Below are 24795 nucleotides of genomic sequence, written 5' to 3' on the forward strand. Positions count from 1 at the left end.
TGAACCGCGTGTTCCGTCAGCGTCGGTACTCCGAAAGTCCAGCAAGCCGACTTGGGGAAGTCGGTCGAGGATTCGCTCACCGAGAAGGTCGGCCAGGAGCCCGACGCGATCGATTGCCCCCGCGGTGACACCGGCAAAAAGGGCACGACCACGCGCTGCACGCTGACAGCGGGCGGGACATGCTGGGCGTGACGCCGACGGTGCCCTCGGTCGAGGCCCTCGGTCGAAGACGACACCGTCCGTCAAGGACGACATCGCGGTGAATCAGGGCCGAGTCGCCCAACGAGGGCGCAAACGGGGGAGTACGACACCGCCGACCGGCTCGCGCGTCACCCGGAGGGGGACGGGTACGCGCGGTCACCGGTCGGCGCGGGAAGGTGACCCCGGCGGAAGGGGCACCGAGCCGAACGCCGGAACTCTCTGGAAGCAGCCGGCGCCGGAGGACGATCAGCTGGCGTAGGCGCGGAGCCGGTCGGCCCGCTCACCCTTGCGCAGCTTCGACATGACTTCACGCTCTATCTGGCGCACCCGCTCGCGGGACAGGCCGAAGAGTTTGCCGATCTGGTCCAAGGTGCGCGGCTGACCGTCGTCGAGGCCGAAGCGCAGCCGGATGACCTGCTGCTCGCGCTCGTCGAGGGTGGCCAGGACACTACGCACGTCGTGGTGCAACAGACCGGCGATGACCGCGGACTCGGCCGAGGTGGCCTCGGAATCCTCGATGAAATCGCCCAGCGGAGCCTCTTCGTCGTTGCCGACCGGCATGTCCAGGCTCACCGGGTCGCGGCTGTGGTCGAGCAGATCGGAGATCTTGTCGACCGGGATGCCGGATTCGGTGGCCAGTTCCTCGTCGGTGGCCTCCCGGCCCAGCTGCTGGTGCAGTTCGCGCTTGATCCTGGCCAGCTTGTTCACCTGCTCGACGAGGTGGACGGGCAGCCGGATGGTGCGGCTCTGATCGGCCATGCCGCGGGTGATGGCCTGCCGGATCCACCAGGTGGCGTAGGTGGAGAACTTGAAGCCCTTGGCGTAGTCGAACTTCTCCATGGCCCGGATCAAACCGAGGTTGCCCTCTTGGATGAGGTCCAGCAGCGGCATGCCGCGGCCGGTGTACCGCTTGGCGAGCGAGACAACAAGGCGCAGGTTGGCTTCGAGCAGATGAGACCGGGCGGCCTGACCGTCGCGCACGATGATCGCGAGATCACGCTTGCGGGTGGCCGACAATCGCTTGCCGGTTTCCAGCAGGTGCTGCGCGTAGAGGCCCGCCTCGATGCGCTTGGCCAGCTCGACCTCGTCGGCAGCTGTGAGCAGCGCGGTGCGGCCGATCCCGTTCAGGTACACGCGTACCAGGTCGGCGGCAGGGCTCTGAGCGTCGAGGTCCGAATCGCTGGTGCGCACACGAGTGGTGGCGGGGCTTGTCATGACTTGCCTCCTGTCGGTGGTGTCTCACTCCGATAAACGGACCCGACAGGAAGAAAGTTCCCCGTTACGGCTGGCATAAACCGCTCTGAACAGCGGTTTTCGCCTCTCTCGGCTGAGAAGTTCCTGAGAAGCACCGCAGCGCGGGACGTTCCCCGGCCAGGACCTGCACCGACCGGGCGCGGCTGCCGTGCGGTTACACGGGCTTGATGAGACCGTGTCGTACCAATCCGGTGACCACGGACAACGCGTCGGCCGCGAACTGGGCGCTCACCTCCTCGTCTCCGTGGGCGAGCGCCAGCAGTTCGATCAAGTCGTACAACGGCAGGCCGTCGGCGCGCATTCCCGCCAGCAGCGAGACTGTGGCCGGATCCACTTCGTGCTGCCAGCGAGGTCCGTCGCCGCGATGCAGCCGCGCCACCTCCGGCGCCCACCCGTCGGCGCCCGGCAGATAGACCCGCTCCAGCGCGGTGGCCGGATCCACGACGAAACGGGAAGACCAAGCGAGGTTTTCGTCACCGGCGACGGCCCGCAGCCAGGCCGAGCGCTCGAAATACCGGATTGCCTCGTCGCCGAGCGGATCGTCGAAGCCGTGGGTGAGATCCTCGGCGAGCAGTTCGGTCGGCCCGTCGATCGCGCGCAGATACACGAACCCGAACCCGATGCCCTCGACGTCGGCCGCCTCGAAGGCGTCCAGCCAGCGGTCCGCGCGGGCCTGCGCGGCCGGATCGCGGGGATCCAGCCCGGCGTCTCGCAACCACGTGCCCACATACAGCGCGGGGTCGGCGACATCACGTTGGACCACCCAGGCGTCCACGCCGTGGGCGGGCAACCAGGACGAGACGCGCCCGCGCCAGTCCTCGTTCTCGACATGAACCCATGCGGCGAGCATCGCGGCGGTGCCGCCGGGTGCGAGCAGGCCGGAGGCTTGCGAAATCACCAATTCGCTTGCGCCGTCGAGTGCGAGGCCGGAATCGCGATAGGTGTGCTCGACGCGCGCGGGGCCCACCACGAACGGCGGATTGGCCACCACCTGGTCGAAGCGCCTGCCCCGCACCGGTTCGAACCAGGAGCCCTCCACCAGTTCGATATCCAGGTCGTTGAGCGCCGCGGTGGCCTCGGCCAGCCACAACGCGCGGGCGTTGACATCGGTGGCGGTGACGCGCCGCGCGTAGGAGGCGGCGTGCACCGACTGCACGCCGCACCCGGTGCCGAGGTCGAGCACCGTGCCCACCGGGCGGGTGGGTGTGGCGCGCAGCAGCGAGAGGGAAGCGTGGCCGACGCCGAGGACGTGGTCCTCGGTCAAGGTGCGCCGATGCATCGAATCATCGAGGTCGGACAGGATCCACCGGGTGCCCGAGCCCGCGTCGAGCGGGCGTAGGTCCAGCGCGGCGCGCAGCTGGTCGCCGTCACGGTCCAGCAGGCCCGCGGCGACCGCGCGGTCGATCCGCACCGGCGCGAGGGCCGCGGCCACCTCCCGCTCGGGAAGTGCGTCACCGAGCAGCAGGAGACGAATAAGCGTGCCCAATTCGCCGGCCGAGCGTGCCGCGCGGCGCACCGGTACCGGCTCGGACCGGCCCAGCGCGGCATGCGCGTCGCCGAGCACCTCGAGCAGGGTGTCGGCGTCGTAGCCCACCCGGGTCAGTGCGGTGCGCAGGTCCGGGCACAGCGCGGTGAGCAGCGAACCGGTGGTCATCGATCGGTTTTCAGGCACATCGGTACTCTGCCACCGCGCCCACCCGGCACAGACCGGGCGCCCACTGCGTCACGGTTTCTCCACCCGGGGACCGTTCCGGCGTTCTCGTGACGAGCCGCCTTCGCCGCCGCCACCAGCGCGTGCGGGAGAGTGGTCACACTCCGTTGGGATCGCGGCCGGTGACGCAGTAGAGCGCGTCACCCGGATCGGTCAGGACTATCCAGTGCTCGTGGCGTTGCACGACGGTCGCGCCGAGCGAGGTGTGCCAGGCGGCGGTGGCTTCGATGTCGCTCGCGGCCAGATCGACGTGCGCGCTGGTCGTGCGGTTCTCGCCGAGGCGCTGCAGCAGCAGCTGCACGGGCAACTGGTGTTCCTCGGAGCGCAGTCTGGCGAATTCCGGCCGCCTGCCGGGCTCGAACGTCCAGCCGGTCAGCAACGTCCAGAACCGGGTCTCCACCTCGTGGTCGGCGGGACCGATATCGAGGCAGACCTGATCCAGGCGCGACAGCGTGCCGTCCGGACCTCGAACGGCAGGCGCGGGCGTGCTCTTGGCACGGCCGCTGGGGGTCAGGCAGAACACTTGGCCGCCGGGGGAGCGCAGCACCGCGTAGTCGGGGTGGTTGGCCACCAGCTCCGCGCCGAGGCCGAGCGCGGCGCGGACGGCGGAGGGGATGTCGTCGACGTCCAGGTCGAGGTGCACTCCGCCGAGCCCGGTCACCGCCTGCATCTTGACGCTCGCCGCGGCGAACAGCGCGGGGTCGGGCAACAAGGTGAGGAATTCGTCGTTCGCACCGCGCCGAGGGGAGAGCTCGGTGCCGGTGACCGTGGACCAGAACTTGGCGCAGTCGTCGAAACGCTGCGTCGGGCGATCCAGGAAGACCCAGATCCACCGAATCATGTTCACTCCTGTCTTTTCGCACGCGACAAACCGAGGTGATCGTGGTGCGCGAGGCTTATGCGACCCTAGGTACGCGTGCCCGCTCTGTCGAGAAGATACCGGGACCGCCAGGGATGGCACGAATTTGATGATATGTGGCATTCGAGCCACTCGTTGCGTGAGCATAGTTCCGGCAGGCTCGGCGCGTGACCGAACTGCAGACACCGATCCCGGTTCCCCTCCATCCCGCGCCGCGCCGTCGCTTGCACCCCGCGTGGCTGGTCGCGGGCGTCGGCTTCGTCACGCTCCTGGGCGCGGCCGCCTTCCGGTCGGTGCCCAGCGTGCTGATGGCTCCGCTGCACGAGGAGTTCGGCTGGTCGCACGGCACCATCGGGGCGGCCGTTTCACTGAATCTCCTGCTCTACGGGCTCATTTCGCCGTTCGCCGCGGCGCTGATGGATCGCTTCGGCATCCGCAGGGTGGTGGTCTGCGCGCTGCTGCTGGTCGCCGCGGGCAGTGGGCTGACGGTGTTCATGTCCCGGCCGTGGCACCTGGTGCTGACCTGGGGTCTGCTGGTCGGCGTCGGCGTGGGGTCGATGTCGATGCCGTTCGTCGCCACGATCACCGGCCGATGGTTCGTGCGGCAGCGTGGTCTGGTCACCGGCGTGCTCACCGCCGCGGGCGCGACCGGGCAGTTGATCTTCCTGCCGCTGGTGTCGGCACTGGCGCAGGCACACGGGTGGCGGGTGCCGTCCCTGATCGTCGCGGGCGCGGCGCTGGCCGTGGCGCCGCTGGTGCTGTTGTTCATCCGGGACTATCCCAGTGACGTGGGCGTGCGGGCCTACGGCGCCGAGCCGGACAGCACGGCGGGCGTGCGGTCACCTGCGACCGGTGGCGCGTCGCGTGCGCTGACCGTGCTCGGTTCGATCGCGCGCCGTCCGGGATTCTGGTTGCTGGCGGGCGGATTCGCCGTCTGCGGCGCCTCGACCAACGGGCTGGTCGGCACCCATTTCGTGAGCGCGGCCCACGATCACGGCATGCCGCTGACCACCGCGGCGAGCCTGCTGGCCGGGGTCGGCGTCTTCGACGTGGCAGGCACCATCGCCTCCGGCTGGCTGACCGACCGGGTCGACCCGCGCTACCTGCTGATCGGCTACTACACGCTGCGCGGCCTGTCGCTGCTGATCCTGCCCGCGCTGCTGGGCCCCGACACCCAGCCGAGCCTGTGGGTGTTCATCGTCTTCTACGGCCTGGACTGGGTGGCCACGGTGCCGCCGACGGTCGTGCTGTGCCGCGAACTGTTCGGCGCCGACGGTCCGGTCGCGTTCGGCTGGGTGTTCGCCGCGCACCAGATCGGCTCGGCGGTGGCGGCCACCGGCGCGGGTCTCGTGCGTGACCTCCACGGCAGTTACGACCTCGCCTGGTACCTGGCGGGCGGTCTGTGCGGCGCCGCGGCCGTGATGTCGGCGGTGATCCGCCGCGCACCGGCCGTCGCCGGGACGACGCCCGGCTCGCGTTGACGTCCTTCTCCGAAGACCGTGGTCGGCCCGCTGACATGCTTCGCGCAGACCGTTCGGCCAAGGTCGTGCCGCACCCGCGCTGCGGCGGAAATCGTGCGCCGTCATCAGCGCCCGGCGCGCTGCACGGATAGGGCTGCGCGCCGGTGTGGATTCTCAGCTGTCGATGGCGTTGTGTGAACGGGACTCGATGGCCGTGCGCGGACGGTCCCAGCGGCTGGGTTCGTCCTTGCGGCGGGGCGGGCGATCGTTGGCGATCAGCACGGCGATCCAGGGCAGCGGGATGGACGCGACGATGATCAGGATGGACAGCAGCGGGTTGCCGAAGGCGCTGTAAGCGACCGCCGCGAGAACCAGGCACGGGATGCGGAAGGCCATGATGATCGTGTACCGGCGCACCCGAGCCCGGTGCTGGTCCTCCAAGGAAGGCGCCGCCTCGGTGATCAGCACGGGGTGCTTGTCGTCACTGCCTGGGAAATATCCGGGGGAACGGCGGGGCTGCGTCGGCATCGTCACGTGGGGGTGCTCTTCGCGGTCGCGGCCGTCGGCGGATGGGGAATCGCCGTTCTGCTGCATACCCCGAGTCTTCCACTCGCGCTCCGTTCGCGCACATGCCGCCGTCGGCTTCCGCTCCGGAATCGTGGTCGCTTCGACGCGGCACCGCGGTCGGCCCGGGCTCGCAGGATGCGGCATCATGGAATGCGTGAGCACCGACACCATGGTTCGCCCGGATACGACGACCGACGAGACGACGGGCGACGACACCCCGAAGTTCTTCCACTACGTGAAGAAGGACAAGATCGCCGAGAGCGCCGTGATGGGCACCCACGTGGTCGCGCTGTGCGGAGAGATCTTTCCGGTGACCCGCTCGGCCAAGCCCGGCTCTCCGGTGTGCCCGGAGTGCAAGAAGGTCTACGACGGCCTACGCAAGGGCGAATGAGACGGCTCTACTCGCCGGACGAGGACCGTGCTCCTCGTAGGTCGAACACGGCCTGCGAACCGTCGGGCCCGGCGTCGGTCGGGCGCGCGGCCTCGTTCTGCGCGGCCTCGTTCTGCTTCGCTGCGTCCTCCTCGGCGCCGCTGTCTCGGCGAACCTGATTGGCGATCCACTCCTTCACCTGCTCCATGCGCGTCGCGCGGGCGGGCCAGAACTCCTGCACCGCCGCGTTGAACTCCGCGCCCAGAATCACCGCGAAGCCCAGGAAGAACGTGAACAGCAGGAACGCGATCGGCGTCGCCAGCGCACCGTAGGTGACGCCGGTGCGGGTCACCCAGGACAGATAGCGGCGCAGCACATCGCTGGCCGCCATGAAGAAGACCCCCGCCACCAGTGCCCCGCCGAATAGCCGGTGCCACGGCAGTGAGGTGTGCAGCGCCAGCTTGTACAGGGTGGTGAGCCCGATGATCAGCAGCAGGCCGACGCCCGGGTAGTAGAAGAAATCCAACAGTTGCAGGCCGGTCGCGCGCCAAGGCGAGGGCAGCACCCGCCCGATCAGCGTCGGCCCCAGCGCCACCAGCGGCAGGATGAACACCGCCGCCACCAGGAACAGCACGTACAGCAACAGCGCGAAGATGCGCTGCCACACCGGGTGCCGGGCGTCTTGCTGGTCGTGGGCCTCGACGATCGCGTCGACGAAGGTGGCCATCGCCGACGATCCGGCCCACAGCGAGAGCACGAAGCCCACCGACACCACCGCGCCGCGCCCGCGCCCGAGCACGTCCCGCACCGTGGGCTCGATGAGGTCCGACACCACGCTCGCGCTGAACAGATCCTGGCTGAATGCGATGATCTTGGACTCGACGATCTGCACCGTGTCCGGGCCGAACCATCCGCCGACATAACCGAGGCTGCCGAGAACACCGAGCAACAGCGGAGCCAACGAGAGCGTCTGCCAGAAGGCCGCGGCGGCCGACTTGGCGAAGATGGAATCGGTCCAGGCCTTCTGCGCCACCCGGACGATCAGCGTGCCGGTCCGCCTGCCCACCGCCGCTGTCCGCGCGCCCGCACGGTCGGCCCAGGACCGGGGACGCACGACGGCGACGCGGGTCGACGGTGCGTCGGTCCGCGGCGGATCGCCCCCGAGGGCACGGTGATCGGTCATCGTGGTTACAGCATCGCGCACTTCGGCGATCGGCATCGCGGTGCGGATGCGACGTGTCGGTGCGCACGGGATGAACTCCCAGCGTCCTGGCCGGTGGCCGTGTGACGCCCATCGCGCACACCGCGTCGGTTTGGCGACACGCCGTGCCGGGCCGCTAGGGTCGTCTGCGTGACTGGGTCGGGTGGCGCCGCTGTGGCGGGAGAAGCGGAGACGCCGGGCGATTCGAAAGCGGTGAGTGTCGCTGTCGGCGGCTCGCTACGCGCCTGGCAGCGACGCGCGCTGACGAAATATCTGGCCACCAAACCGCGGGACTTCCTCGCCGTGGCCACTCCCGGGGCGGGAAAGACCACCTTCGCGCTGCGCGTGGCCGCGGAACTGCTGGCCGACCGCACTGTGGATCAGGTCACCGTGGTCGCACCCACCGAACATCTCAAGCACCAGTGGGCGCAGTCCGCCGCGCGGGCCGGGATCGCGCTCGACTCACGCTTCTCCAACTCCACCGGCGGCACCTCGGGTGACTACCACGGTGTGGTGGTCACCTACGCACAGGTCGCGGCACATCCCTCACGTCACCGGGTGCGCACCGAAAACCGCAGGACGCTCGTCGTCCTCGACGAGATCCACCACGCGGGAGACGCCAAGAGCTGGGGCGACGCGACCGCCGAGGCGTTCGGCGACGCCACCCGCCGCCTCGCGCTGACCGGTACCCCGTTCCGCAGTGACGACAGCCAGATTCCGTTCGTCGTCTACGAGCCCGACGAGTCGGGTTTCCCGAAGTCCCGCGCCGACCACACCTACGGCTACGCCGAGGCCCTCGCCGACGGCGTGGTGCGCCCGGTGGTCTTCCTGGCGTACTCCGGCGAGGCGCACTGGCGCGACAGCGCGGGCGAGGAATATTCCGCGCGTCTGGGTGAGCCGTTGAACGCCGAGCAGACCGCACGGGCCTGGCGCACCGCGCTGGACCCGGCGGGCGACTGGATCTCCGCCGTGCTGCGTGCCGCAGACATCCGGCTGCGCCAGAAGCGCGCCTCCGGCATGCCCGACGCGGGCGGCCTGGTGATCGCCACCGACCAGGACCGCGCCCGCGACTACGCGGAGTTGCTGGAACACATCTCGGGCGAGAAGCCCGCGCTGGTGCTCTCCGACGACCCGGCCTCCTCCAACCGCATCGCCGAATTCGGCAACGGCACCCAGCCCTGGATGGTCGCCGTCCGCATGGTGTCCGAGGGCGTCGACGTGCCGCGCCTGGCCGTCGGGGTGTACGCGACCAGCGCCTCCACGCCGTTGTATTTCGCACAGGCGATCGGGCGGTTCGTGCGTGCCCGCAGGCCGGGCGAGACCGCGACCGTGTTCCTGCCCTCGGTGCCGGTGCTGCTGGATCTGGCCGCGCAGCTGGAATTGCAGCGCGACCACGTCATCGGCAAGCCGCACCGGGAGAAGAACGGCCTCGACGACGAACTGCTGATCGACGCGAACAAGCAGCAGGACGAGCCGGGCGAGCAGGAGAAGTCCTTCGTCGCGCTGGCCGCCGACGCCGAGCTCGACCAGGTGATCTACGACGGGTCCTCCTTCGGCACCGCGACCTTCGCGGGCAGCGACGAGGAGGCCGACTATCTGGGCATTCCCGGGCTGCTCGACGCCGAACAGATGCGCGCGCTGTTGCGCGAGCGGCAGGCCAAACAGGTCGCCGAGCGGAGTGTGTCCGCGCCCGTCTCCGATTCCGGTCCGCAGGTCGCCAGCGCCGCGGAGCGCGTCGCCACGGCCGATCGGCTCGGTGAACTGCGGCGCGAACTCAACAGCCTGGTGGCGATGCACCACCACCGCACCGGAAAACCACACGGCGTGATCCACGGCGAGCTGCGCCGCGAATGCGGGGGCCCGCCGACGGCGCTGGCTTCCGCCGAGCAGCTCGGTGAGCGCATCGCCGCGCTGCGCCGCAAGTAGCCCGGGTGATCAGGCGGGCCAAACGGCCATGGCGCAATCGATGGAGGCGGTGAGTTCCGTGAGCGCCGCGCCGTCGCGTGCCTGGATGGACAGGCCGTAGAGAACCGTGGTGTAGAACGCGGCCAGCGCCGCGGTGTCGGTGCCTTCCGGTAGATCGCCCTCGGCGATGCCGCGATCGAGCCGCCGCCGGATGTCTTCGGTCGTCTCGCGGCGCTTCTCGATCAGGAAGTCGCGGATGCTCGTGTTGCGCGTGGTGTAGGTGGAACCCGCGAGCACGACCATGCAGCCGTGCGGCTTGTTCTCCTCGGTGTAGGCCGCCGCGTTGTCCCGCAGCATCGCCTCGATACTCGCCCGCGCGGTCGGCTCTTCGCGCAGCGCGCGATCGGTGTAACCGCCGTCGGTACGTCCGTAGAGCTCGACGGCCGCGCGGAACAGCGCCTCCTTGTCGCCGAACGCGGCGTACAGGCTGGGGGAGTTGATCCCCATCGCGGCGGTCAGATCACTCATCGAGGCGCCCTCGTAGCCGTGCTCCCAGAACACCTCCATGGCGCGACGCAACGCCTCGGCTCGGTCGAAGGCCCGCGGTCGTCCCCGTTCGGCCATGGCAAAACCTTTCTGTGTCGATCGTTAAATATACCTCTTGACACCGGTGCTGCCGATGCGCTTGGCTATTTATGTATTGATCGACACAAAATGTGGAGGAGTACCGATGTCGGACCTCACGGGCAAGGTCGCGCTGGTCACCGGCGGTAGCCGCGGAATAGGGGCGGCCATCGCGCGCCGCCTCGCCGCGGCGGGGGCGGACGTGGCACTGACCTATCAGCACGCCGAGGGGCAGGCGAAGACGGTGGTCGGTGAGGTCGAGGCACTCGGACGCCGAGCCCTCGCGATCCAAGCCGACAGTGCCGACGCCACGGCGGTGCGCGCAGCGGTGGACCGCGCCGCGTCCGAACTCGGCGGGCTGGACATCCTGGTGAACAACGCGGGGATCTTTCCCTCGAAGCCGTTCGAGGAATTCACCGTCGCGGAGATCGACAACGCGCTCGGCGTGCACGCACGTGCCGCGTTCGTCGCCGCGCAGGCCGCGGTCGGATACATGACCGACGGCGGGCGGATCATCAGCATCGGCACCAACCTGACCGATCACGCCCCGTTCGCCGGTCTGTCGCTCTACAACCTCAGCAAGTCCGCTCTCAACGGGTTCACCAAGGCGCTGGCGCGCGAACTGGGCCCGCGTGCGATCACGGTGAACCTCGTGCAGCCCGGCTCCACCGACACCGATATGAACCCGCAGGACGGCGCGCACGCGCAGCAACAGCGCGACCTGACCGCGCTGGGCCGTTTCGGCGTCGCCGACGATGTCGCGGACGCGGTGGCCTATCTGGCCGGACCGTCCGGCCGCAGCGTCACCGGCGCGTTCCTCACCGTGGACAGCGGCACCAACGCCTGATCACCCGGCGAAGTACCGCCCCGGCGAGACCCCCACCGCCCGCCGGAACGCCGCGACGTAAGCGCTCGGCGTCGCGTAGCCGACCCGGCCCGCGATCCGGGCGATCGGCAGCCCGGCCGCGAGCAGCGGCAGGGAAGCGGCCAGCCGGATCTGCGTGCGCCACTGGCCGAAGCCGAGGCCGGTCTCCGCCACGAACAACCGGGCCAGCGTGCGCGGGCTGGCGGCGACGTGCGCGGCGAACTCGGCGAGCGTGCGCGGATCGGCCGGATCGGCGGCGAGCGCGTCCGCCACCTGCCGCGCCCGGGGGTCGGTGGGCCGATGCGCGCCGATCGGGATCACCTCGACGGGCTCGAGGAGGTCGAACACCACCGCCTCGGCGCGCGCCCGCCGCTCCCGGGTGGTGTGGGCCGTGGTGAGCAGGTCGAACAGTTCGTGCAGGAGTCGGGTCACGCGCAACATGGTCGGCGCGCCGAAGGCGATCGGACAGCGTCCGGGATCCAGGAAGATGCCCCGCATGGCCGCGCCGTCGGAGGTGCCGGTGCGATGCGCGATGCCCGCGGGGATCCACAGTGCCCTGGTCGGCGGCAACACCCAGCGGCTGTCGCCCACTTCGACCGCCAGGACTCCGCGGGCGGCCCAGGCGATCTGGTGTTGCGGATGTTCGTGCAACTCGAACCAGTGCCCCGCGGGAAGCACTCCGGCGCCGAACACCATGGCGGTCGCGCCGGGCGGGACGGGGTGGATCATGGTATGGCCGTTTCGCGACACGATATGTCACCGTAGCCTGTCGTGCCGGGTGCGATCCGTTCCTAACGTCACAGGCATGGCGATGAACACACTTCACCGATTGCTGTGCCGCTCATCGATGTGGGAACGGGCCAGCGCGACGCGCATCGTGCCGTGGGCTCTGTCCGGCATCGACCTCGGCGCAGCGGCTCTGGAGATCGGTCCTGGCTACGGCGCCAACGTATCCGCGCTGCTGGCCCGGACCTCGACCCTCACCGGTGTCGAGATCGACCCGGCGCTGGCCGCCCGGCTGCGTGACCGGCACGGCGAGGCGATGACGGTGATCGACGGCGACGGCGCCGAGATGCCCCTGCCCGCAGAACGTTTCGACTCCGTAGTCTGCTTCACGATGTTGCACCACGTGCCGACGCCGGGCAGGCAGGACGCTTTGTTCGCCGAAGCCCTGCGGGTACTGCGCCCCGGCGGAGTGTTCGCGGGCAGCGACGGGCTCGACGGCCGGATATTCCGGCTCATACACCTGGGCGACACCTGCCTCCCCGTGCCACCGGAGACGGCCGCCGACCGGCTGCGCCGGGCCGGCTTCACCGACGTGCGGATCGACACCGGCACTTCGAGTTTCCGCTTCCGGGCTCGACGGCCGGAATGAGTATCGCCGGGTAAGACGCTGGAACGGCGCGGTCGCACGCAGACGTAGTCGCACCGAGTTGCTCTCGGAAATCCCGCGCCGACCCCCCAGCGTTCCCCCGCCGACCGCTCAGCCGGGAGTCGTCGTGAAGAACCGCTGGGGGTCCAGGGCGCTGATGGGCGTCCATCGCGCCTGCGGTGCGGACTCGTCCGCATCCTGCGGCGCTGCGGCGAAATAACCCTGGATCGCCAAGGCGAGCCGGGGATTCTCGTCGATCTGCCGCGCCATCTCGTAGTAGACCGCCAGCACGTGGACGCACCGTGCCGAGCGCGCGGTGCATGAACAATCGGTTCCGGCGAGGACGGGCGCGAGCGAGACCCCGGCCGCGCCGATCGCGCGGTGCATGTCGTCGGTCAGCACTGTGGGGTCCGGCACGATCCCGGCGATGGCGGTGATCGTCGCGCGGGACAGCGCCGCCACCTCCACGTGGGTCAGCGAGGCCTGACCGCCACGGTGGATGGTGGCCCGCACCACCCGTCCCTCGACGGTGGCCCGCACGCCGTTGTTGCGGGCGATGCTGCGCGCGCGGGGCAGCAGCGGGTCCGGCCGGGTCTGGCGCAGCGGTTCGGCCAGGCGCACCCAGTCCATGCCCCACGCGGTGTAACCGAATTCGTTGTCGGCCATCAGTTTCCCCTCTTGCGGCGCAGGATCTCGATCAGCTGGTCGTCGTCGAGCGCGGCCAGTGCCGCGATGCCCGCCGTGTCGCCGAGGTCGCGCAGTGCCGCCTTGCGGTCGTGCATGCCCGCGATGTGCTCCTCCACGGTGGTGGTCGAGGTGAGGGTGGTGACGGTGACCGTGCGGGTCTGGCCGATCCGGTGGACCCGGTCGGAGGCCTGTGCCTCCACCGCGGGGTTCCACCAGCGGTCGAAGTGGACGACGTCGGCGGCGCGGGTCAGTGTGAGTCCGGTACCCGCCGCGCGCAGGCTCAGCACCAGGATCGGCGGTCCGTCCTCGGCTTGGAACCCGGCGACGATCTCGGCGCGTTCGGTCTGGCTCGAGCCACCGTGGAAGAACGGCGCCGCCACCCCGAACTGTTCGGCGAAATGGCGTACCAGCAGTTCACCGGTCCGGCGGTACTGGGTGAAAACGATCGTCGGACTGCCTGTTTCGAGATTGGTGGCGATGATGTCGGTGCACAGGTCGAGTTTTCCGGAGCGGCCGGCCAACTCGTCGAGTTCGCCGGTGATCAGCCCGGGATGGTTGCACACCTGTTTGAGGGCGGTCAGCGCCGCGAGCACGCGGCCGTGGCGCTCGATGCCCGCCCCGAATCCGTCGTCGACGGCTTTGTCGAGCAGTTGGTCGTAGAGCCGCTCTTGTTCGTCGGTGAGGTCACAGAGCAGGTCGCTGTGGATCTTGGCGGGCAGTGCGGCGGCGACCTGGCTCTTCTTGCGTGCCAGCACGACCGGTTCGATGGTGTCGCGCAGCCGTGCCGCGGCGGCCGCCGAACCCTCGTGGATCGGCCGCACGAAGCGCCGCCGGAACTGCGTCCGGTACCCGAACAACCGGGGCGCCACCAGGTGCAGCAATGCCCACAATTCGTCGAGATGGTTCTCCACCGGCGTGCCGGTCAGCGCGACGGTCGCGGCCGCGTCGATCGCTCGCGCGGCTTTCGCGACTTGGGTGCGGGGATTCTTCAGGGCCTGCGCCTCGTCGAAGACGGCCGTCGCCCAGCTGAGGTGCGTCAACAGCCGCCCGTGCAGCCGCAAGGTCGGATAGCCGGTGACGACGACCGTCGCGGCATCGGCGTCGAGGTCGCCGCCGCGCCACGCGACCACGCGCAGCCCCGGCGCGAACCGGCCGATCTCGTGCGCCCAGTTGCCGACCAGCGAGGTCGGGCACACCACCAGCTGCGGGCCCGCCTCGGCGCGGTCGAGCAGGAAACCGATGGTCTGCACGGTCTTGCCGAGACCCATCTCGTCGGCGAGCACCGCGCCGCCGTGCGCGGCCACGGTCTCACGCAGCCAGCCCACTCCGCGTGCCTGGTAGGGCCGCAGCCGTGCTTTCAGCGTCGCCCGCAGGTCCGCGGCGATCGCTTCGGTGTCGCGCAGTACATCGAGCGCGCGTTGCGCCGAGACGATCGCCGTGCCGGAGGCGTCCGGCACGGCGTGCGCGGCTACGGGCAGCTCGTCCGGGCCGGTGCCGGAGAACTCACCGGCGAGGGCGCAGCGCACCACCCGCTGCCAGGCCGCGATCGACTCGCCCGGGTTATCCACCGTCGCGGCCGCGAAGGTCTCGGGGTCCACCAAGGCGGCGTCGACGTCGGCGACGCCGAGACCGCCGTCGACGGCGACCGGGACGGCCAGCGCGAGGGTCTCCCGGTCGTCATGCCCGCGCGGGGCCGGGCCGGTGCCGTGGCCGTCCCAGCTCCAGAGCGCGAACATGTGCCGATCCGGCAGGTAAGTGGCGTGTGTGCTGGGCAGGACGCACCCCCAAAATCAACGTATGGTGTACGGAGTATGGTGACAACGTACACCGTACCGGATTTGTTCCGAGGAGTCCGAGATGCCCGAGGAGCCCGTGAGCGACGAGATCACTCCCGACCAGGCCCGGCAGCTGATGAGCCTGCTGTGGCGGCACGACCTCCCGCCGCGTCCGTCCGGCCGCGGCCCGAAACCGGTGGTCAGCGTCGACGCGGTGGTCGGCGTGGCGGTCGGGCTCGCCGATCGCGAGGGCTACGACAAGGTCTCCATCCGCACCGTCGCCGCCGAGTTGGGGTTGCGGCCGATGAGCCTCTACACGTACGTGCCGAGCAAGGACGCGCTGACGGTCCTCATGGTCGACGCGGTCGCCGACGAGGACGCACCCCTTCCCGGCGATCTGCCGCCGCGCGAACGCCTGGCCGCGGTGGCCCGTCAGGTCCGTGCGGAACTCACCGCGCACCCCTGGTTGCTCGAGGTGTCGCCCTGGCGGCTGGTGCTCGGGCCGGGACGAATGCGTCGCTACGAGCGGCAGCTCGCCGCGATAGACGGGCTCGGATTGTCGGAGGTGGCGATGGACCGGGTGATCGCCGTGCTGTCGGAGTTCGCCACCGGTAACGCCCGCATGGCGGTCGCCGCGGCCCGGGAGACCGGGCGCATGAGCGACGCACGCTGGTGGGAGGTGCACGGCCCCCTGCTGGCCGAGGTCATGCCACCGGGCCGCTTCCCGCTCTCCTCCCGCGTCGGAGCGGCGGTCGGCGAGCTGTACCAAGCCCCCGCCGACCCGGACGGCGCGTTCGAATACGGCCTGGCGAGACTGCTGGACGGCATCCTCGCCACGGTGTCCGCGGGCTGACCGTCCGACCGTCCCCGCACACGCCGACAGCGGGCGACCGGTAGGTCACCCGCTGCCGACGGAAACGGTGTTCTGTTGTCCGATGCTGTTGTGTCAGGACGCGAGGAGCAGGTCAGAGCGCGGGAGCGGACTCCGTGTCGATCACGGCGTCCAGCTCACGCAGCCGATCCATGTGTTCGTTCGCGTGGTGCTGGCAGAAGAGCAACTCTCCACCCGCGGGCAGTACGGCGCGCACTCGGGCGGCCGCCCCGCAACGGTCGCAACGATCGACCGCGGTCAGTGGGGTGCTTGTCAGGGTTCCTGGCATGACTCCTCCGTCCTGGCTCCCGGTCCCGACGACCGTTCACCTGGTGTGGGGCCCGTGGTCACTCACCACGAGCTCGCTACCGCTACTTCCCAGCAGGGGTATGACTACTCTGTCAGACGTTCAGGACGGGGGAGTTTGTTCCCGCGCGTGAATCAGTGTGTTTTCGATAACACGACCAGGGATTTCGCTAAGGGCGAACGCCGCAGGTCCTGTCGTCTATGTGCACTGCGTCACATCCTCGATCGACCGATTCAGTTGTCCACTGGGAGATTACCCGTGACGTATGACACTCACACTCTTGTTCACCTATGCGCTTCGGTGGAATGGCTTTCCGCTCGGCAAACGGGGGAGTACCGGCCGCCCTCGCTCGCCGAGGAAGGGTTCATCCACCTCTCCTCGCCGCAGCAGGTGCACCTGCCCGCGAACCGTTTGTTCGTGGGACGGCGGGATCTGGTGCTGCTGTGCATCGACACCCGCCGCGTCGGCTCGCCGATCAAGTGGGAGCCGGGCGTCCCGACCGATCCGGAAGCAATGCTCTTCCCACACCTGTACGGTCCTGTGCCGGTGAGCGCGGTGACGGACGTCGAGGAGTACCTGCCCGGCGCGGACGGGACGTTCGCCCCGCTCGCGACCTGACTCATCGGTCGCGGATCTCGCGCGCCACGATGGCGGCTTGAACCCGCGATCGCACACCGAGTTTCGTCAGCACCCGCGAGACGTGCGTTTTGACGGTGGTCTCGCCGATGAACAGCCGACCCGCGATCTGCGCGTTCGACAGGCCGTCGCCGAGACAGTCGAGCACTTCGCGTTCCCGCTCGGTGAGTTCGTCGAGCCCGTCGGGAGCGGTCTGCGGCACAGCCTGATTCGAGACGTACGCCGAGATCACCGCTCGTGTCACTTCCGGAGCCAGCACCCCGTCACCCGCCGCGACGGCGCGCACCGCCGCCACCAGCGCCTGCGCGGTCGTGGATTTCAGCACGAACCCCGACGCTCCCGCGCGCAGCGTACGGAACACGTACTCGTCCAAGTCGAACGTGGTCAGAATGAGCACCTTCGCCAGGCCGTCCGCGGTGATCCGCTCGGTCGCGGTGATCCCGTCGACCCCGGGCATCCGGACGTCCATCAGCACCACCTGTGGGCGCAGCGCTTTGGCCTGGGCCACCGCGACATCACCGTCGGCGGCCTCGCCGACCACCTCGATATCGTCCTCGGCATCCAGGATCATCCGCAGGCCCGCGCGGATCGCCGCATGGTCGTCGGCGACCACCACCCGAATCCTCATGCGACACCTGCGGAACCGAGCGGCAGTCTGGCCAGGACTTCCCAGTCGCCGGAATCCGGTCCGGCTCGCAGGCTTCCACCGAGTACGGCGGCCCGCTCGCGCATGTTCACCACGCCGCGACGCCCGGCTTCCGCCGCGGACCGGGGCGTCCGCGACGGCACGGTCGGGTTTCGGACGGATATTCGCAACGTCTGGTCCTCGGTTCGCACATCGATCGAGACCGGTTGCCCAGGAGCGTGTTTCATCGCGTTGGTCAAAGCCTCCTGAACGATGCGGTAAGCGGCCTGGTCGACCGCGCTCGGCAGCTCGGCGCAGTCGAGTGATTCGCGCACCCGTACCGAGATCCCCGCCGCGCGTGCGGCGTCCACCAGGATCGACAGCTGCGCGAGTGTGCGCGGTGCGGCGGCCTCGGCCGCGTCGTCGTCGCTGCGCAGCAGCCCGATCATGGTGCGCATCTCCTCCAGCGCGCTGAGGCTGTCGGCGCGGATGGACCGCATGATCCCGGCCACCGCTGGGTCCGGGTCGTGGCGAGCAGGCAGGCCGAGCGCCGCCTCCGCGTGCAGCGCGATGGCCGACAGGTGCCCGGCGATCACGTCGTGCAGGTCGCGCGCCATCGTGGTTCGCTCGTCGGCGATCGCCGCGCGACGGTCGAGTTCGGCGACCAGTGTCAGTGCTCGAGCGCGGCTGCGCTCGGCGTCGGCGATCTCCTTGTGCGTGCGCACCGAGCTCGCCCACCAGATCGGCGCCGCGACGAAGCTGAAGACCGCCACCAGCGCCACCGCGACCGAATGCGGGTCGCGGGTCGCGGCCAGAGTCAGCACGACGACGATCCCGGAGAGCGCCGACCAGGACATGGCGGTGATCCGTGCGGCGCGGCGCCCGGCATACAACACCGCCGAATAGATCAGGTCGGCGTAGATGATCCATACCGGCACCGTGGCGCCGAGCTGGATGTCCACCGCCAGCGGGAGCAGCCCGCACAGCATCGCCGTGACCGGCGTCCGCCGCCGGAAGAACGTCGCCAGGCACAGCACCGCCAGCACACCGAATCGGACCCACCACGCGACGTGCCCGGCGCGGTCGGTCATCGTGGACAGGCCTGCCAGGTACAACGTTGCGCCGCCCGCGAACGCGATCACCGCGCCCAGCGCATCCCGGGTCCGCTCGGGCAATTCCGACCACCGCCGCACGGCTCCATCACAACACAGCCGGCGCGACGCGCCATCGGCCGAAGTGATGACCGATCCGTTCATCGGCGCGGTGATCCGGTTAATCTGGAGAGCGTGAACGTCGACGTCACCGCACTACCCGGAATCGGTGTCCGGAAGGACTTCGGAGTGCGTTCCGGTCGCCGAATCGGCGTGGTCGCCCACCGCGACGGTGATATCGACCTGATCGTCTCCAAACTCGATGATCCCGACGCCTGTGCCGCGCAGATCCCGCTGACCACCGATGAAGCGGCGGTCCTGGCGAACCTGCTCGGCGCGCCGCAACTGGTCGCCAAGCTCAACGACGACCATCGCGATCTGCCCGGGATCACCACGCGCCAGCTGCCGATCGGGGACGACTCCCCGTACGACGGCCGCACCCTCGGCGAGACCGAGATGCGCACCCGCACGAAGGTCTCCATCGTCGCGGTCATGCGAGCCGGGCAGTTGCATCCCTCGCCCGGTCCCGATTTCACCTTCACCGCGGGCGACCTGCTCGTGGTCGTCGGCACTCCGGAGGGCTTGGATGCCGCCGCGAAGATATTGACGCACGGCTGAGCCGTGACGGACACCGCGCTCGCCCTGATCGAGCTCGGAGCGGTTCTCTTCGTTCTCGGCATGCTGGGCCGTGTCGCGGGTCGGGTCGGCATGTCACCCATTCCGCTGTACCTGCTCGGTGGCGTCGCCTTCGGTCAGGGCGGCTTCATCGAGCTCGGGGCCGCGCACGACTTCGGTCATGTGGCCGGTGAGATCGGGGTCGTGCTGCTGCTGTTGCTGCTCGGCTTGGAGTACACCGCGGCGGAGCTGGTAACCGGGCTGCGCCGTTCCTGGCCGGCCGGCCTGGTGGACATCGTGGTCAACGCCACGCCCGGCGCCGTGGTGGCGGTGATGCTGGGCTGGGGCGTCAACGGGGTGATCACGATGGCGGGTGTCACCTACATCTCTTCCTCGGGCATCGTGGCGAAGGTCCTCGACGACCTCGGCCGCCTGGGCAACCGGGAGACACCGGTGATCCTGTCCATCCTCGTCTTCGAGGATCTGGCGATGGCGGTCTACCTGCCCATTCTCACCACGGTGCTGGCAGGGCTGAGCTGGATCAGCGGACTGCGCGCCCTGGCGCTGGCACTGGTCACCATCACCCTGGTTCTCGTGGTCGCGCTGCGCTACGGACGCTACGTGTCGGCGGTGGTGGACAGCGCCGACCGTGAGGTCTTCCTGCTCACGCTGCTCGGCGCGGCGCTGCTGGTGGCCGGTGTCTCCTCCGCGCTGAGCGTGTCGGCGGCGGTCGGGGCCTTCCTGCTGGGCATCGCGATCTCCGGCTCGACCGCGCACGCGGCGGCGAAGATGCTCGAACCGCTGCGCGACCTGTTCGCGGCCATCTTCTTCGTGGCCTTCGGGTTGAGCACCGAGCCGCGGTCGATCCCGCCGGTGTTGGGCTGGGCGATCGCGCTGGCGGCGATCAGTGTCGTGACGAAGGTGGCGACGGGGTGGTGGGCTGCCGCGCGAGAGGGCATTCGACCCATGGGCCGGGCCCGGGCGGGCGCGGCCCTGGTGGCGCGCGGCGAATTCTCCATCGTGATCGCGGGACTGGCGGTGAGCGCGGGCGCGATGGACGGACAGCTCACCGCTCTGGCCTCGACCTACGTGCTGCTGATGGCGGTGCTGGGACCGATCGTGGCGCGTGTCATCGAGCCGGTCGTCGGGCTGCTGCAGCACCGTGGCCGCCCCGAGCCCGTGATCTCCTGATCAGTCCTGCGTGGGGTTGGCTCTCCGCGCGGCGGTCCGTTCCGCCCAGCGCCGGTCGTACCGCGCCCCGGAATCGGCACGGGAGAGGCCGTAGTTGCCGACATCCGCGGCGACGGCAATCCTTGGAAAGCGCGACGCCCGCATTCGCCGGCCGCTGAAGGATCCAGCGGCACGACGAATGCGGGCGTCGAGACGGTGCGACCTAGTCCAGGTAGTCGCGCAGGACCTGGGAGCGGCTCGGGTGGCGCAGCTTGCTCATGGTCTTGGACTCGATCTGGCGGATGCGTTCGCGGGTGACCCCGTAGACCTGGCCGATCTCGTCGAGGGTGCGGGGCTGGCCGTCGGTGAGACCGAAGCGCAGCCGGACCACGCCCGCCTCACGCTCCGACAGCGTCTCCAGCACCGACTGCAGCTGATCCTGCAGCAGGGTGAAGCTCACGGCGTCCACCGCGACCACGGCCTCGGAGTCCTCGATGAAGTCACCGAGCTGGCTGTCGCCCTCGTCACCGATGGTCTGGTCCAGCGAGATGGGCTCACGCGCGTACTGCTGGATCTCCAGCACCTTCTCCGGCGTGATGTCCATTTCCTTGGCCAGCTCCTCCGGCGTCGGCTCGCGGCCGAGGTCCTGGAGCAGCTCGCGCTGGATGCGGCCGAGCTTGTTGATGACCTCCACCATGTGCACCGGAATGCGGATGGTGCGGGCCTGGTCGGCCATGGCGCGGGTGATGGCCTGCCGGATCCACCAAGTGGCGTACGTGGAGAACTTGTAGCCCTTGGTGTAGTCGAACTTCTCCACCGCGCGGATCAGACCCAGGTTGCCTTCCTGGATCAGGTCGAGGAACGCCATGCCACGGCCGGTGTAGCGCTTGGCCAGCGAGACGACCAGACGCAGGTTGGCCTCGAGCAGGTGGTTCTTGGCGCGGTTGCCGTCCCGCACGATCCAGTTGTAGTCGCGGCGCATCGCGACCGGCAGCTTCTCGCCCTGTTCGGTGAACTCGCGCACCTTCTCCGCGGCGTAGAGGCCCGCCTCGATCCGCTTGGCGAGTTCGACCTCCTCCTCGGCGTTGAGCAGCGCGACCTTGCCGATCTGCTTGAGGTAGGCGCGCACCGAGTCGGCGGAAGCGGTGAGCTCGGCATCCTTGCGGGCCTGGCGCAGCGCCTCGGATTCCTCTTCGTCCCAGACGAAATCGCCGGAGGCCTTGTCCGCCGCCGTGGGTTCGTCGGACTCGGCCTCGGGCGCCTCGGCCTCCTCGGCGACGTCGACCAGGTCGTCGCCGTCGGTGAGGTCCTCCTCGGAGACCTCGAGATCGCCGAGATCCTCGAGATCGAGCGACTCGTCCTCGATCGCCTCGTCGGCGCCGGGCTCGCCGTCCGGACCCGCCTTCTTGGTGCCGGCCTTCTTCGCGGGAGCCTTGGTCGCCTTCGCGGCTTTCTTGGCAGGCGCCTTCTTGGCGGCGGCCTTCTTCGCCGGAGCCTTCTTCGCGGCAGCTTTACGGACCGGCCGTGCTGCGTTTACATCTGCGGAGTCGGCATCGGCCGATTCGGCGGTCTGACGGGTATTCGTGGCTACCACGTACGCCCTTTCGTGACGGTCTCGTGCGGCGTCACGCCAGAGTTGGGTTCCGGCGGAGCGATCTGTCGGGTTTCACCGGCGCAGCGCCGGTCGGGGTTTCTCCGGCTCAGCCGGGCACGTTCCATTGTAACGATCTAACCAGGGTACCTACGGCACGATGCCGGGAACGGCATCCTCGCGGTACCCGCGCGCCTCATGGGGCGACACCCCCCGCGATCGCCATGGCGGCGCCGACGATGCCCGCGGTGTTGCGCAGGCGCGCCGGAATGACCGGGGTCTGGTTCGTGAGCAGCGGAATCCAGTGCTCGGCGTCCCTGCTGATGCCTCCGCCCGCGACGAAGACGACGGGGAAGAACAGGTTCTCCAGTGTGGTCAGGACCAGGCTGACCTGCGCTGCCCACTGTTCGTAGGTCAGGTCGTCGCGTTCCTTCACCGAGGCCGCCGCGCGGTGCTCGCTCTCCATGCCCCCGACCTCCAGGTGGCCGAGCTCGGTGTTGGGCACCAGCGTGCCGTGGTAGAGCAACGCGGAGCCGATGCCGGTGCCGAAGGTCAGCAGCATGACCAGTCCCGCGAAATTCCTGGCCGCGCCGTAGCGGTCCTCGGCCATGCCCGCGGCATCCGCGTCGTTGAGCACGGTGACCGGCCGGCCGCCGAGGGCGGCGGAGAACAGCGCGCGCGCGTCGGTGCCGATCCAGGACTTGTCGATGTTGGCCGCGGTGCGTGCCACACCGCCGATCACCACGGCGGGCAGTGTGAGGCCCACCGGACCGTTCCACCCGGCCTTGGCGACCAATTCGGCCACCGCCTCCGCCACGGCGAACGGTGTCGCGGGGTGCGGCGTCGCGATCTTGATCCGCTCGTGGACCAACTCGCCGGTGGCCAGATCGACCACGCCGCCTTTGACGCCGCTGCCGCCGATATCGATGCCGAATGCGTGCCCCCGAGCGGACATGACTAACCCCTCGTTCCCTGTGCTGGCCGATGTGATGACAGCGCTGCACGGGGCCCACGGCGCCACGGCGGGCGTTGCGATGGGATGCCCGACGACGGCGCTGTGTCGTGCACGACAAGAGTAATGCGACCCCGAGGCTGGGCGTTCGGCGAGGATATGTGATGCGATGGAAGGCGTGCCGGAAACCACATCGTCAGTGTCCGACTACACCTCCGACTCGTTCGTCTCGATCGTCGCGCGTGGCGACGAAGCCGACCTGCGGCGTATCGCGGTCGACATCGCCGAGACGGCCGCCGCCCATGTCCGCACCCGCCGTCCCGAGGTGTTCGGGCCTTCGGGCGCGCACGCCGAAGGCGCCGTACAGTCCAAGAGCCACGAGACCGACCCGGTGACCATCGTGGACACCGAGACCGAAGAGCTGATCCGAAAACTGCTCGCCGAACAGCGCCCCGGCGACCCGATCCTCGGCGAGGAGGGCGGCGGCAGCATCGATGACGCGAGCGCCGACACCGTCCACTGGGTGGTGGACCCGATCGACGGCACCGTCAACTTCCTCTACGGCGTCCCCGGCTACGCCGTGTCGGTGGCCGCGCTGCGTGGCGGGCGACCGGTCGCGGGCGCCGTGGTGGACGTGGCGCGGGCGGCCACCTACAGCGCGGGGCTCGGCCTCGGTGCGCTGCGGGTCGACGCCGACGGCGTGGTGGAGCACTTGAGCTGCACGCCCGTCGAATCGGTCGCGATGGCTTTGGTCGCCACCGGATTCGCCTACGGCAGGCACCGCAGGACCAGGCAGGCGGAACTGGTCGCGCAGGTGCTGCCGCACGTGCGCGACATCCGTCGTTTCGGCGCGGCGGCGCTGGACCTGTGCCATGTCGCGGCGGGCCGGGTGGACGCCTATTACGAGCACGGACTGAACGCCTGGGACTGGGGCGCAGGCGCGCTGATCGCCGCGGAGGCGGGCGCGCGGCTGACGTTGCCGCCCGCGACGGCGCCGGGCACCGACGGCGACCTGGTGGTGGCCGCCGCGCCCGGCATCGCCGACGAACTCGGGGAACTGCTGGCCCGGGTCGGCGCTACCGAGCCGATTCCGGACCGCTGATCAACAACGCGCGTGCCGCGCGGCTGATCAACAGCGCGCGTTCCGCGCGGCTGATCAACAGCGCGCGTTCCGCGCGGCGTCGAGCAGCTTGATATCGATGGATGTGGAGTTGCCCGGCGCGGGGTTCTTGAGCGAACGCAGCACTTCCTCGGCGTCGTTGCTGGGCCGGATGTCCCGGAACAACGAGCCGAGCACCAGATCGACCGTGTCGTCGCCGCGCTGATCCTCGATCAGCTCGGCGCACGGCGCGACCAGTTGCACGGATGCGGCGGCCGGTCGGCCGTTGACGCCGAAGCGGATCTGCCCGGCGCATTCCAGGTCGCCGTTGACGTATACCGAATCGTTGCCGTACTGCATTCCTGGCGCGCCGGCGAAGCCGAGGTCGCCGAGCTTGGCGGCGACGTGCGCGGCCTGCCCGCGCTGGTTGTTGGCGTTCAGCACGCGCACCTTGCTCGCTGACAGCGGTGCGGGTTCCACGTCCTCCAGTCGCCCCGCGCCGACCCGCTGACCGAGCGGAGTCGCTTGGGGCGCACCCGGATCCGAGGCCGGGCTCGGTGAGTTGCACGCCATCGCGGTGTAGTCGGTGTCGTGCGTCGTGAGGGCTTTGATCCAGACGATCCCGCTGATCAGAGCGAGAACGCCGAGCATGATGAGCCAGGGCTGCGGGCGGCGGCGCAGGAACGGACGACCTTGCGGATCCGTCGCGCTGCCTTCGGTGATCAGTGAAACCACCAGCACACTCTACGAAAATGTGGCGAGGGCGCGGCGCAAGGTCTCGGTGCGTTCCCCGAACGGTGTCGATTGGCCCTCGATTTCGACTCGTCTGTGTTTTGATTGCGACTTTTGCTCCGGCGTCCGCTATTGTCTGGCGGCCCAGATCGAATCGCCGGTGCGGAAATCAGTGGTCGGTCGCGGGAACAAGAA

Annotated in this window: 26 protein-coding genes; 11 read left to right on the forward strand and 15 right to left on the reverse strand. The window is 69.5% G+C overall.

Annotated elements, in window-relative coordinates; genetic code table 11:
* Window positions 1-51: 51 nt before the first annotated feature.
* Window positions 52-192 (forward strand): DUF4333 domain-containing protein, encoded by a 141-nt coding sequence (locus K8O92_19015; GenBank protein ID UAK35808.1) that lies wholly within the window; start codon window positions 52-54, stop codon window positions 190-192.
* 255 nt (window positions 193-447) lie between these two features.
* Here K8O92_19015 and K8O92_19020 read toward each other — a convergent pair whose 3' ends face one another.
* The 3 genes from K8O92_19020 to K8O92_19030 all read right to left on the reverse strand — a co-directional run bounded on the left by K8O92_19020 (window position 448) and on the right by K8O92_19030 (window position 4007).
* Window positions 448-1416: a sigma-70 family RNA polymerase sigma factor gene (locus tag K8O92_19020; protein UAK30052.1), complete on the reverse strand. Its 969-nt coding sequence runs from the start codon at window positions 1414-1416 to the stop codon at window positions 448-450.
* 193 nt (window positions 1417-1609) lie between these two features.
* Window positions 1610-3109 carry a methyltransferase gene (locus tag K8O92_19025; protein ID UAK35809.1) on the reverse strand — a complete coding sequence of 500 codons (1500 nt, stop codon included), beginning with the start codon at window positions 3107-3109 and terminating at the stop codon, window positions 1610-1612.
* A gap of 154 nt (window positions 3110-3263) precedes the next feature.
* Window positions 3264-4007, reverse strand: coding sequence for a VOC family protein (locus K8O92_19030; protein ID UAK30053.1), 744 nt, complete (start codon window positions 4005-4007; stop codon window positions 3264-3266).
* Window positions 4008-4192: 185 nt separating this feature from the next.
* Between K8O92_19030 and K8O92_19035 the strand changes: the two genes are divergently transcribed.
* Window positions 4193-5506 (forward strand): MFS transporter, encoded by a 1314-nt coding sequence (locus K8O92_19035; protein UAK30054.1) that lies wholly within the window; start codon window positions 4193-4195, stop codon window positions 5504-5506.
* A gap of 153 nt (window positions 5507-5659) precedes the next feature.
* On the opposite strand, the gene K8O92_19040 is transcribed toward K8O92_19035, so the two are convergent.
* The gene (locus K8O92_19040; GenBank protein UAK30055.1) at window positions 5660-6079 is read right to left on the reverse strand and encodes a DUF3099 domain-containing protein; all 420 of its coding nucleotides are present in this window, start codon (window positions 6077-6079) and stop codon (window positions 5660-5662) included.
* Between the two features lie 127 nt (window positions 6080-6206).
* On the opposite strand from K8O92_19040, the gene K8O92_19045 reads away from it, so the two are divergent.
* Window positions 6207-6443, forward strand: coding sequence for a DUF3039 domain-containing protein (locus K8O92_19045; protein ID UAK30056.1), 237 nt, complete (start codon window positions 6207-6209; stop codon window positions 6441-6443).
* A 7-nt stretch (window positions 6444-6450) separates the two neighbouring features.
* Here the strand turns inward: K8O92_19045 and K8O92_19050 are convergent, their stop codons facing one another.
* On the reverse strand, window positions 6451-7605 hold the full coding sequence (locus K8O92_19050) for a YihY/virulence factor BrkB family protein (GenBank protein ID UAK30057.1): 1155 nt from the start codon (window positions 7603-7605) through the stop codon (window positions 6451-6453).
* Window positions 7606-7836: 231 nt separating this feature from the next.
* On the opposite strand from K8O92_19050, the gene K8O92_19055 reads away from it, so the two are divergent.
* The gene (locus tag K8O92_19055) at window positions 7837-9549 is read left to right on the forward strand and encodes a DEAD/DEAH box helicase (protein UAK35810.1); all 1713 of its coding nucleotides are present in this window, start codon (window positions 7837-7839) and stop codon (window positions 9547-9549) included.
* Window positions 9550-9558: 9 nt separating this feature from the next.
* Here the strand turns inward: K8O92_19055 and K8O92_19060 are convergent, their stop codons facing one another.
* Window positions 9559-10152, reverse strand: a complete 594-nt coding sequence (locus K8O92_19060; GenBank protein ID UAK30058.1) for a TetR/AcrR family transcriptional regulator — start codon at window positions 10150-10152, stop codon at window positions 9559-9561.
* Window positions 10153-10258: 106 nt separating this feature from the next.
* On the opposite strand from K8O92_19060, the gene K8O92_19065 reads away from it, so the two are divergent.
* A complete protein-coding gene (locus K8O92_19065; protein UAK30059.1) occupies window positions 10259-10999 on the forward strand; it encodes an SDR family oxidoreductase in 741 nt (246 codons plus the stop codon).
* Here K8O92_19065 and K8O92_19070 read toward each other — a convergent pair whose 3' ends face one another.
* The gene (locus K8O92_19070; GenBank protein UAK35811.1) at window positions 11000-11746 is read right to left on the reverse strand and encodes a helix-turn-helix transcriptional regulator; all 747 of its coding nucleotides are present in this window, start codon (window positions 11744-11746) and stop codon (window positions 11000-11002) included.
* Between the two features lie 76 nt (window positions 11747-11822).
* Between K8O92_19070 and K8O92_19075 the strand changes: the two genes are divergently transcribed.
* Complete coding sequence (locus K8O92_19075) at window positions 11823-12392, forward strand: methyltransferase domain-containing protein (GenBank protein UAK30060.1); 570 nt, start codon at window positions 11823-11825, stop codon at window positions 12390-12392.
* A 108-nt stretch (window positions 12393-12500) separates the two neighbouring features.
* Here K8O92_19075 and K8O92_19080 read toward each other — a convergent pair whose 3' ends face one another.
* On the reverse strand, window positions 12501-13055 hold the full coding sequence (locus K8O92_19080; protein ID UAK30061.1) for a hypothetical protein: 555 nt from the start codon (window positions 13053-13055) through the stop codon (window positions 12501-12503).
* Window positions 13055-14812: a DEAD/DEAH box helicase gene (locus tag K8O92_19085; protein UAK30062.1), complete on the reverse strand. Its 1758-nt coding sequence runs from the start codon at window positions 14810-14812 to the stop codon at window positions 13055-13057. Before K8O92_19085 ends, K8O92_19080 begins: the two co-directional genes overlap by 1 nt.
* A 121-nt stretch (window positions 14813-14933) precedes the next feature.
* Between K8O92_19085 and K8O92_19090 the strand changes: the two genes are divergently transcribed.
* Window positions 14934-15704, forward strand: coding sequence for a TetR/AcrR family transcriptional regulator (locus K8O92_19090; protein ID UAK30063.1), 771 nt, complete (start codon window positions 14934-14936; stop codon window positions 15702-15704).
* A 112-nt stretch (window positions 15705-15816) separates the two neighbouring features.
* Here the strand turns inward: K8O92_19090 and K8O92_19095 are convergent, their stop codons facing one another.
* Window positions 15817-16011: a hypothetical protein gene (locus K8O92_19095; protein ID UAK30064.1), complete on the reverse strand. Its 195-nt coding sequence runs from the start codon at window positions 16009-16011 to the stop codon at window positions 15817-15819.
* Between the two features lie 276 nt (window positions 16012-16287).
* Between K8O92_19095 and K8O92_19100 the strand changes: the two genes are divergently transcribed.
* Window positions 16288-16647 carry a DUF952 domain-containing protein gene (locus tag K8O92_19100; GenBank protein ID UAK30065.1) on the forward strand — a complete coding sequence of 120 codons (360 nt, stop codon included), beginning with the start codon at window positions 16288-16290 and terminating at the stop codon, window positions 16645-16647.
* Between the two features lies 1 nt (window position 16648).
* Here K8O92_19100 and K8O92_19105 read toward each other — a convergent pair whose 3' ends face one another.
* Together K8O92_19105 and K8O92_19110 are read right to left on the reverse strand one after the other, a co-directional pair.
* Window positions 16649-17293, reverse strand: coding sequence for a response regulator transcription factor (locus K8O92_19105; protein ID UAK30066.1), 645 nt, complete (start codon window positions 17291-17293; stop codon window positions 16649-16651).
* A complete protein-coding gene (locus K8O92_19110) occupies window positions 17290-18483 on the reverse strand; it encodes a two-component sensor histidine kinase (protein UAK30067.1) in 1194 nt (397 codons plus the stop codon). The genes K8O92_19105 and K8O92_19110 overlap by 4 nt, the downstream gene beginning before the upstream one ends.
* A 93-nt stretch (window positions 18484-18576) precedes the next feature.
* Here K8O92_19110 and K8O92_19115 point away from each other — a divergent pair, with 93 nt between their 5' ends.
* On the forward strand, window positions 18577-19059 hold the full coding sequence (locus tag K8O92_19115; protein ID UAK30068.1) for a cation:proton antiporter regulatory subunit: 483 nt from the start codon (window positions 18577-18579) through the stop codon (window positions 19057-19059).
* A 3-nt stretch (window positions 19060-19062) separates the two neighbouring features.
* Window positions 19063-20247, forward strand: a complete 1185-nt coding sequence (locus tag K8O92_19120) for a cation:proton antiporter (protein UAK30069.1) — start codon at window positions 19063-19065, stop codon at window positions 20245-20247.
* A 202-nt stretch (window positions 20248-20449) separates the two neighbouring features.
* On the opposite strand, the gene K8O92_19125 is transcribed toward K8O92_19120, so the two are convergent.
* Window positions 20450-21820 (reverse strand): RNA polymerase sigma factor, encoded by a 1371-nt coding sequence (locus K8O92_19125; protein UAK30070.1) that lies wholly within the window; start codon window positions 21818-21820, stop codon window positions 20450-20452.
* 193 nt (window positions 21821-22013) lie between these two features.
* Window positions 22014-22772 (reverse strand): ROK family protein, encoded by a 759-nt coding sequence (locus K8O92_19130; protein ID UAK30071.1) that lies wholly within the window; start codon window positions 22770-22772, stop codon window positions 22014-22016.
* A gap of 166 nt (window positions 22773-22938) precedes the next feature.
* On the opposite strand from K8O92_19130, the gene K8O92_19135 reads away from it, so the two are divergent.
* Window positions 22939-23871: an inositol monophosphatase gene (locus tag K8O92_19135; GenBank protein UAK30072.1), complete on the forward strand. Its 933-nt coding sequence runs from the start codon at window positions 22939-22941 to the stop codon at window positions 23869-23871.
* Between the two features lie 54 nt (window positions 23872-23925).
* Here K8O92_19135 and cei read toward each other — a convergent pair whose 3' ends face one another.
* Window positions 23926-24603: an envelope integrity protein Cei gene (gene cei, locus K8O92_19140; GenBank protein UAK30073.1), complete on the reverse strand. Its 678-nt coding sequence runs from the start codon at window positions 24601-24603 to the stop codon at window positions 23926-23928.
* Window positions 24604-24795 lie beyond the last annotated feature (192 nt).

This window comes from Nocardia asteroides, from assembly GCA_019930625.1.
Taxonomy (GTDB): Bacteria; Actinomycetota; Actinomycetes; order Mycobacteriales; family Mycobacteriaceae; genus Nocardia; species Nocardia sputi.

Excerpts from the sequence above, each read along its gene's own strand:
- K8O92_19085 (UAK30062.1), bottom strand. The coding sequence starts at position 14,812 with ATGTTCGCGCTCTGGAGCTGGGACGGCCACGGCACCGGCCCGGCCCCG.
- K8O92_19060 (UAK30058.1), bottom strand. The coding sequence starts at position 10,152 with ATGGCCGAACGGGGACGACCGCGGGCCTTCGACCGAGCCGAGGCGTTG.
- K8O92_19020 (UAK30052.1), bottom strand. The coding sequence starts at position 1,416 with ATGACAAGCCCCGCCACCACTCGTGTGCGCACCAGCGATTCGGACCTC.
- K8O92_19075 (UAK30060.1), top strand. The coding sequence starts at position 11,823 with ATGGCGATGAACACACTTCACCGATTGCTGTGCCGCTCATCGATGTGG.
- K8O92_19025 (UAK35809.1), bottom strand. The coding sequence starts at position 3,109 with ATGACCACCGGTTCGCTGCTCACCGCGCTGTGCCCGGACCTGCGCACC.
- K8O92_19130 (UAK30071.1), bottom strand. The coding sequence starts at position 22,772 with ATGTCCGCTCGGGGGCACGCATTCGGCATCGATATCGGCGGCAGCGGC.
- K8O92_19105 (UAK30066.1), bottom strand. The coding sequence starts at position 17,293 with ATGAGGATTCGGGTGGTGGTCGCCGACGACCATGCGGCGATCCGCGCG.
- K8O92_19030 (UAK30053.1), bottom strand. The coding sequence starts at position 4,007 with ATGATTCGGTGGATCTGGGTCTTCCTGGATCGCCCGACGCAGCGTTTC.
- K8O92_19050 (UAK30057.1), bottom strand. The coding sequence starts at position 7,605 with ATGACCGATCACCGTGCCCTCGGGGGCGATCCGCCGCGGACCGACGCA.
- K8O92_19040 (UAK30055.1), bottom strand. The coding sequence starts at position 6,079 with ATGCAGCAGAACGGCGATTCCCCATCCGCCGACGGCCGCGACCGCGAA.
- K8O92_19070 (UAK35811.1), bottom strand. The coding sequence starts at position 11,746 with ATGATCCACCCCGTCCCGCCCGGCGCGACCGCCATGGTGTTCGGCGCC.
- K8O92_19095 (UAK30064.1), bottom strand. The coding sequence starts at position 16,011 with ATGCCAGGAACCCTGACAAGCACCCCACTGACCGCGGTCGATCGTTGC.
- K8O92_19135 (UAK30072.1), top strand. The coding sequence starts at position 22,939 with ATGGAAGGCGTGCCGGAAACCACATCGTCAGTGTCCGACTACACCTCC.
- K8O92_19065 (UAK30059.1), top strand. The coding sequence starts at position 10,259 with ATGTCGGACCTCACGGGCAAGGTCGCGCTGGTCACCGGCGGTAGCCGC.
- K8O92_19080 (UAK30061.1), bottom strand. The coding sequence starts at position 13,055 with ATGGCCGACAACGAATTCGGTTACACCGCGTGGGGCATGGACTGGGTG.
- K8O92_19090 (UAK30063.1), top strand. The coding sequence starts at position 14,934 with ATGCCCGAGGAGCCCGTGAGCGACGAGATCACTCCCGACCAGGCCCGG.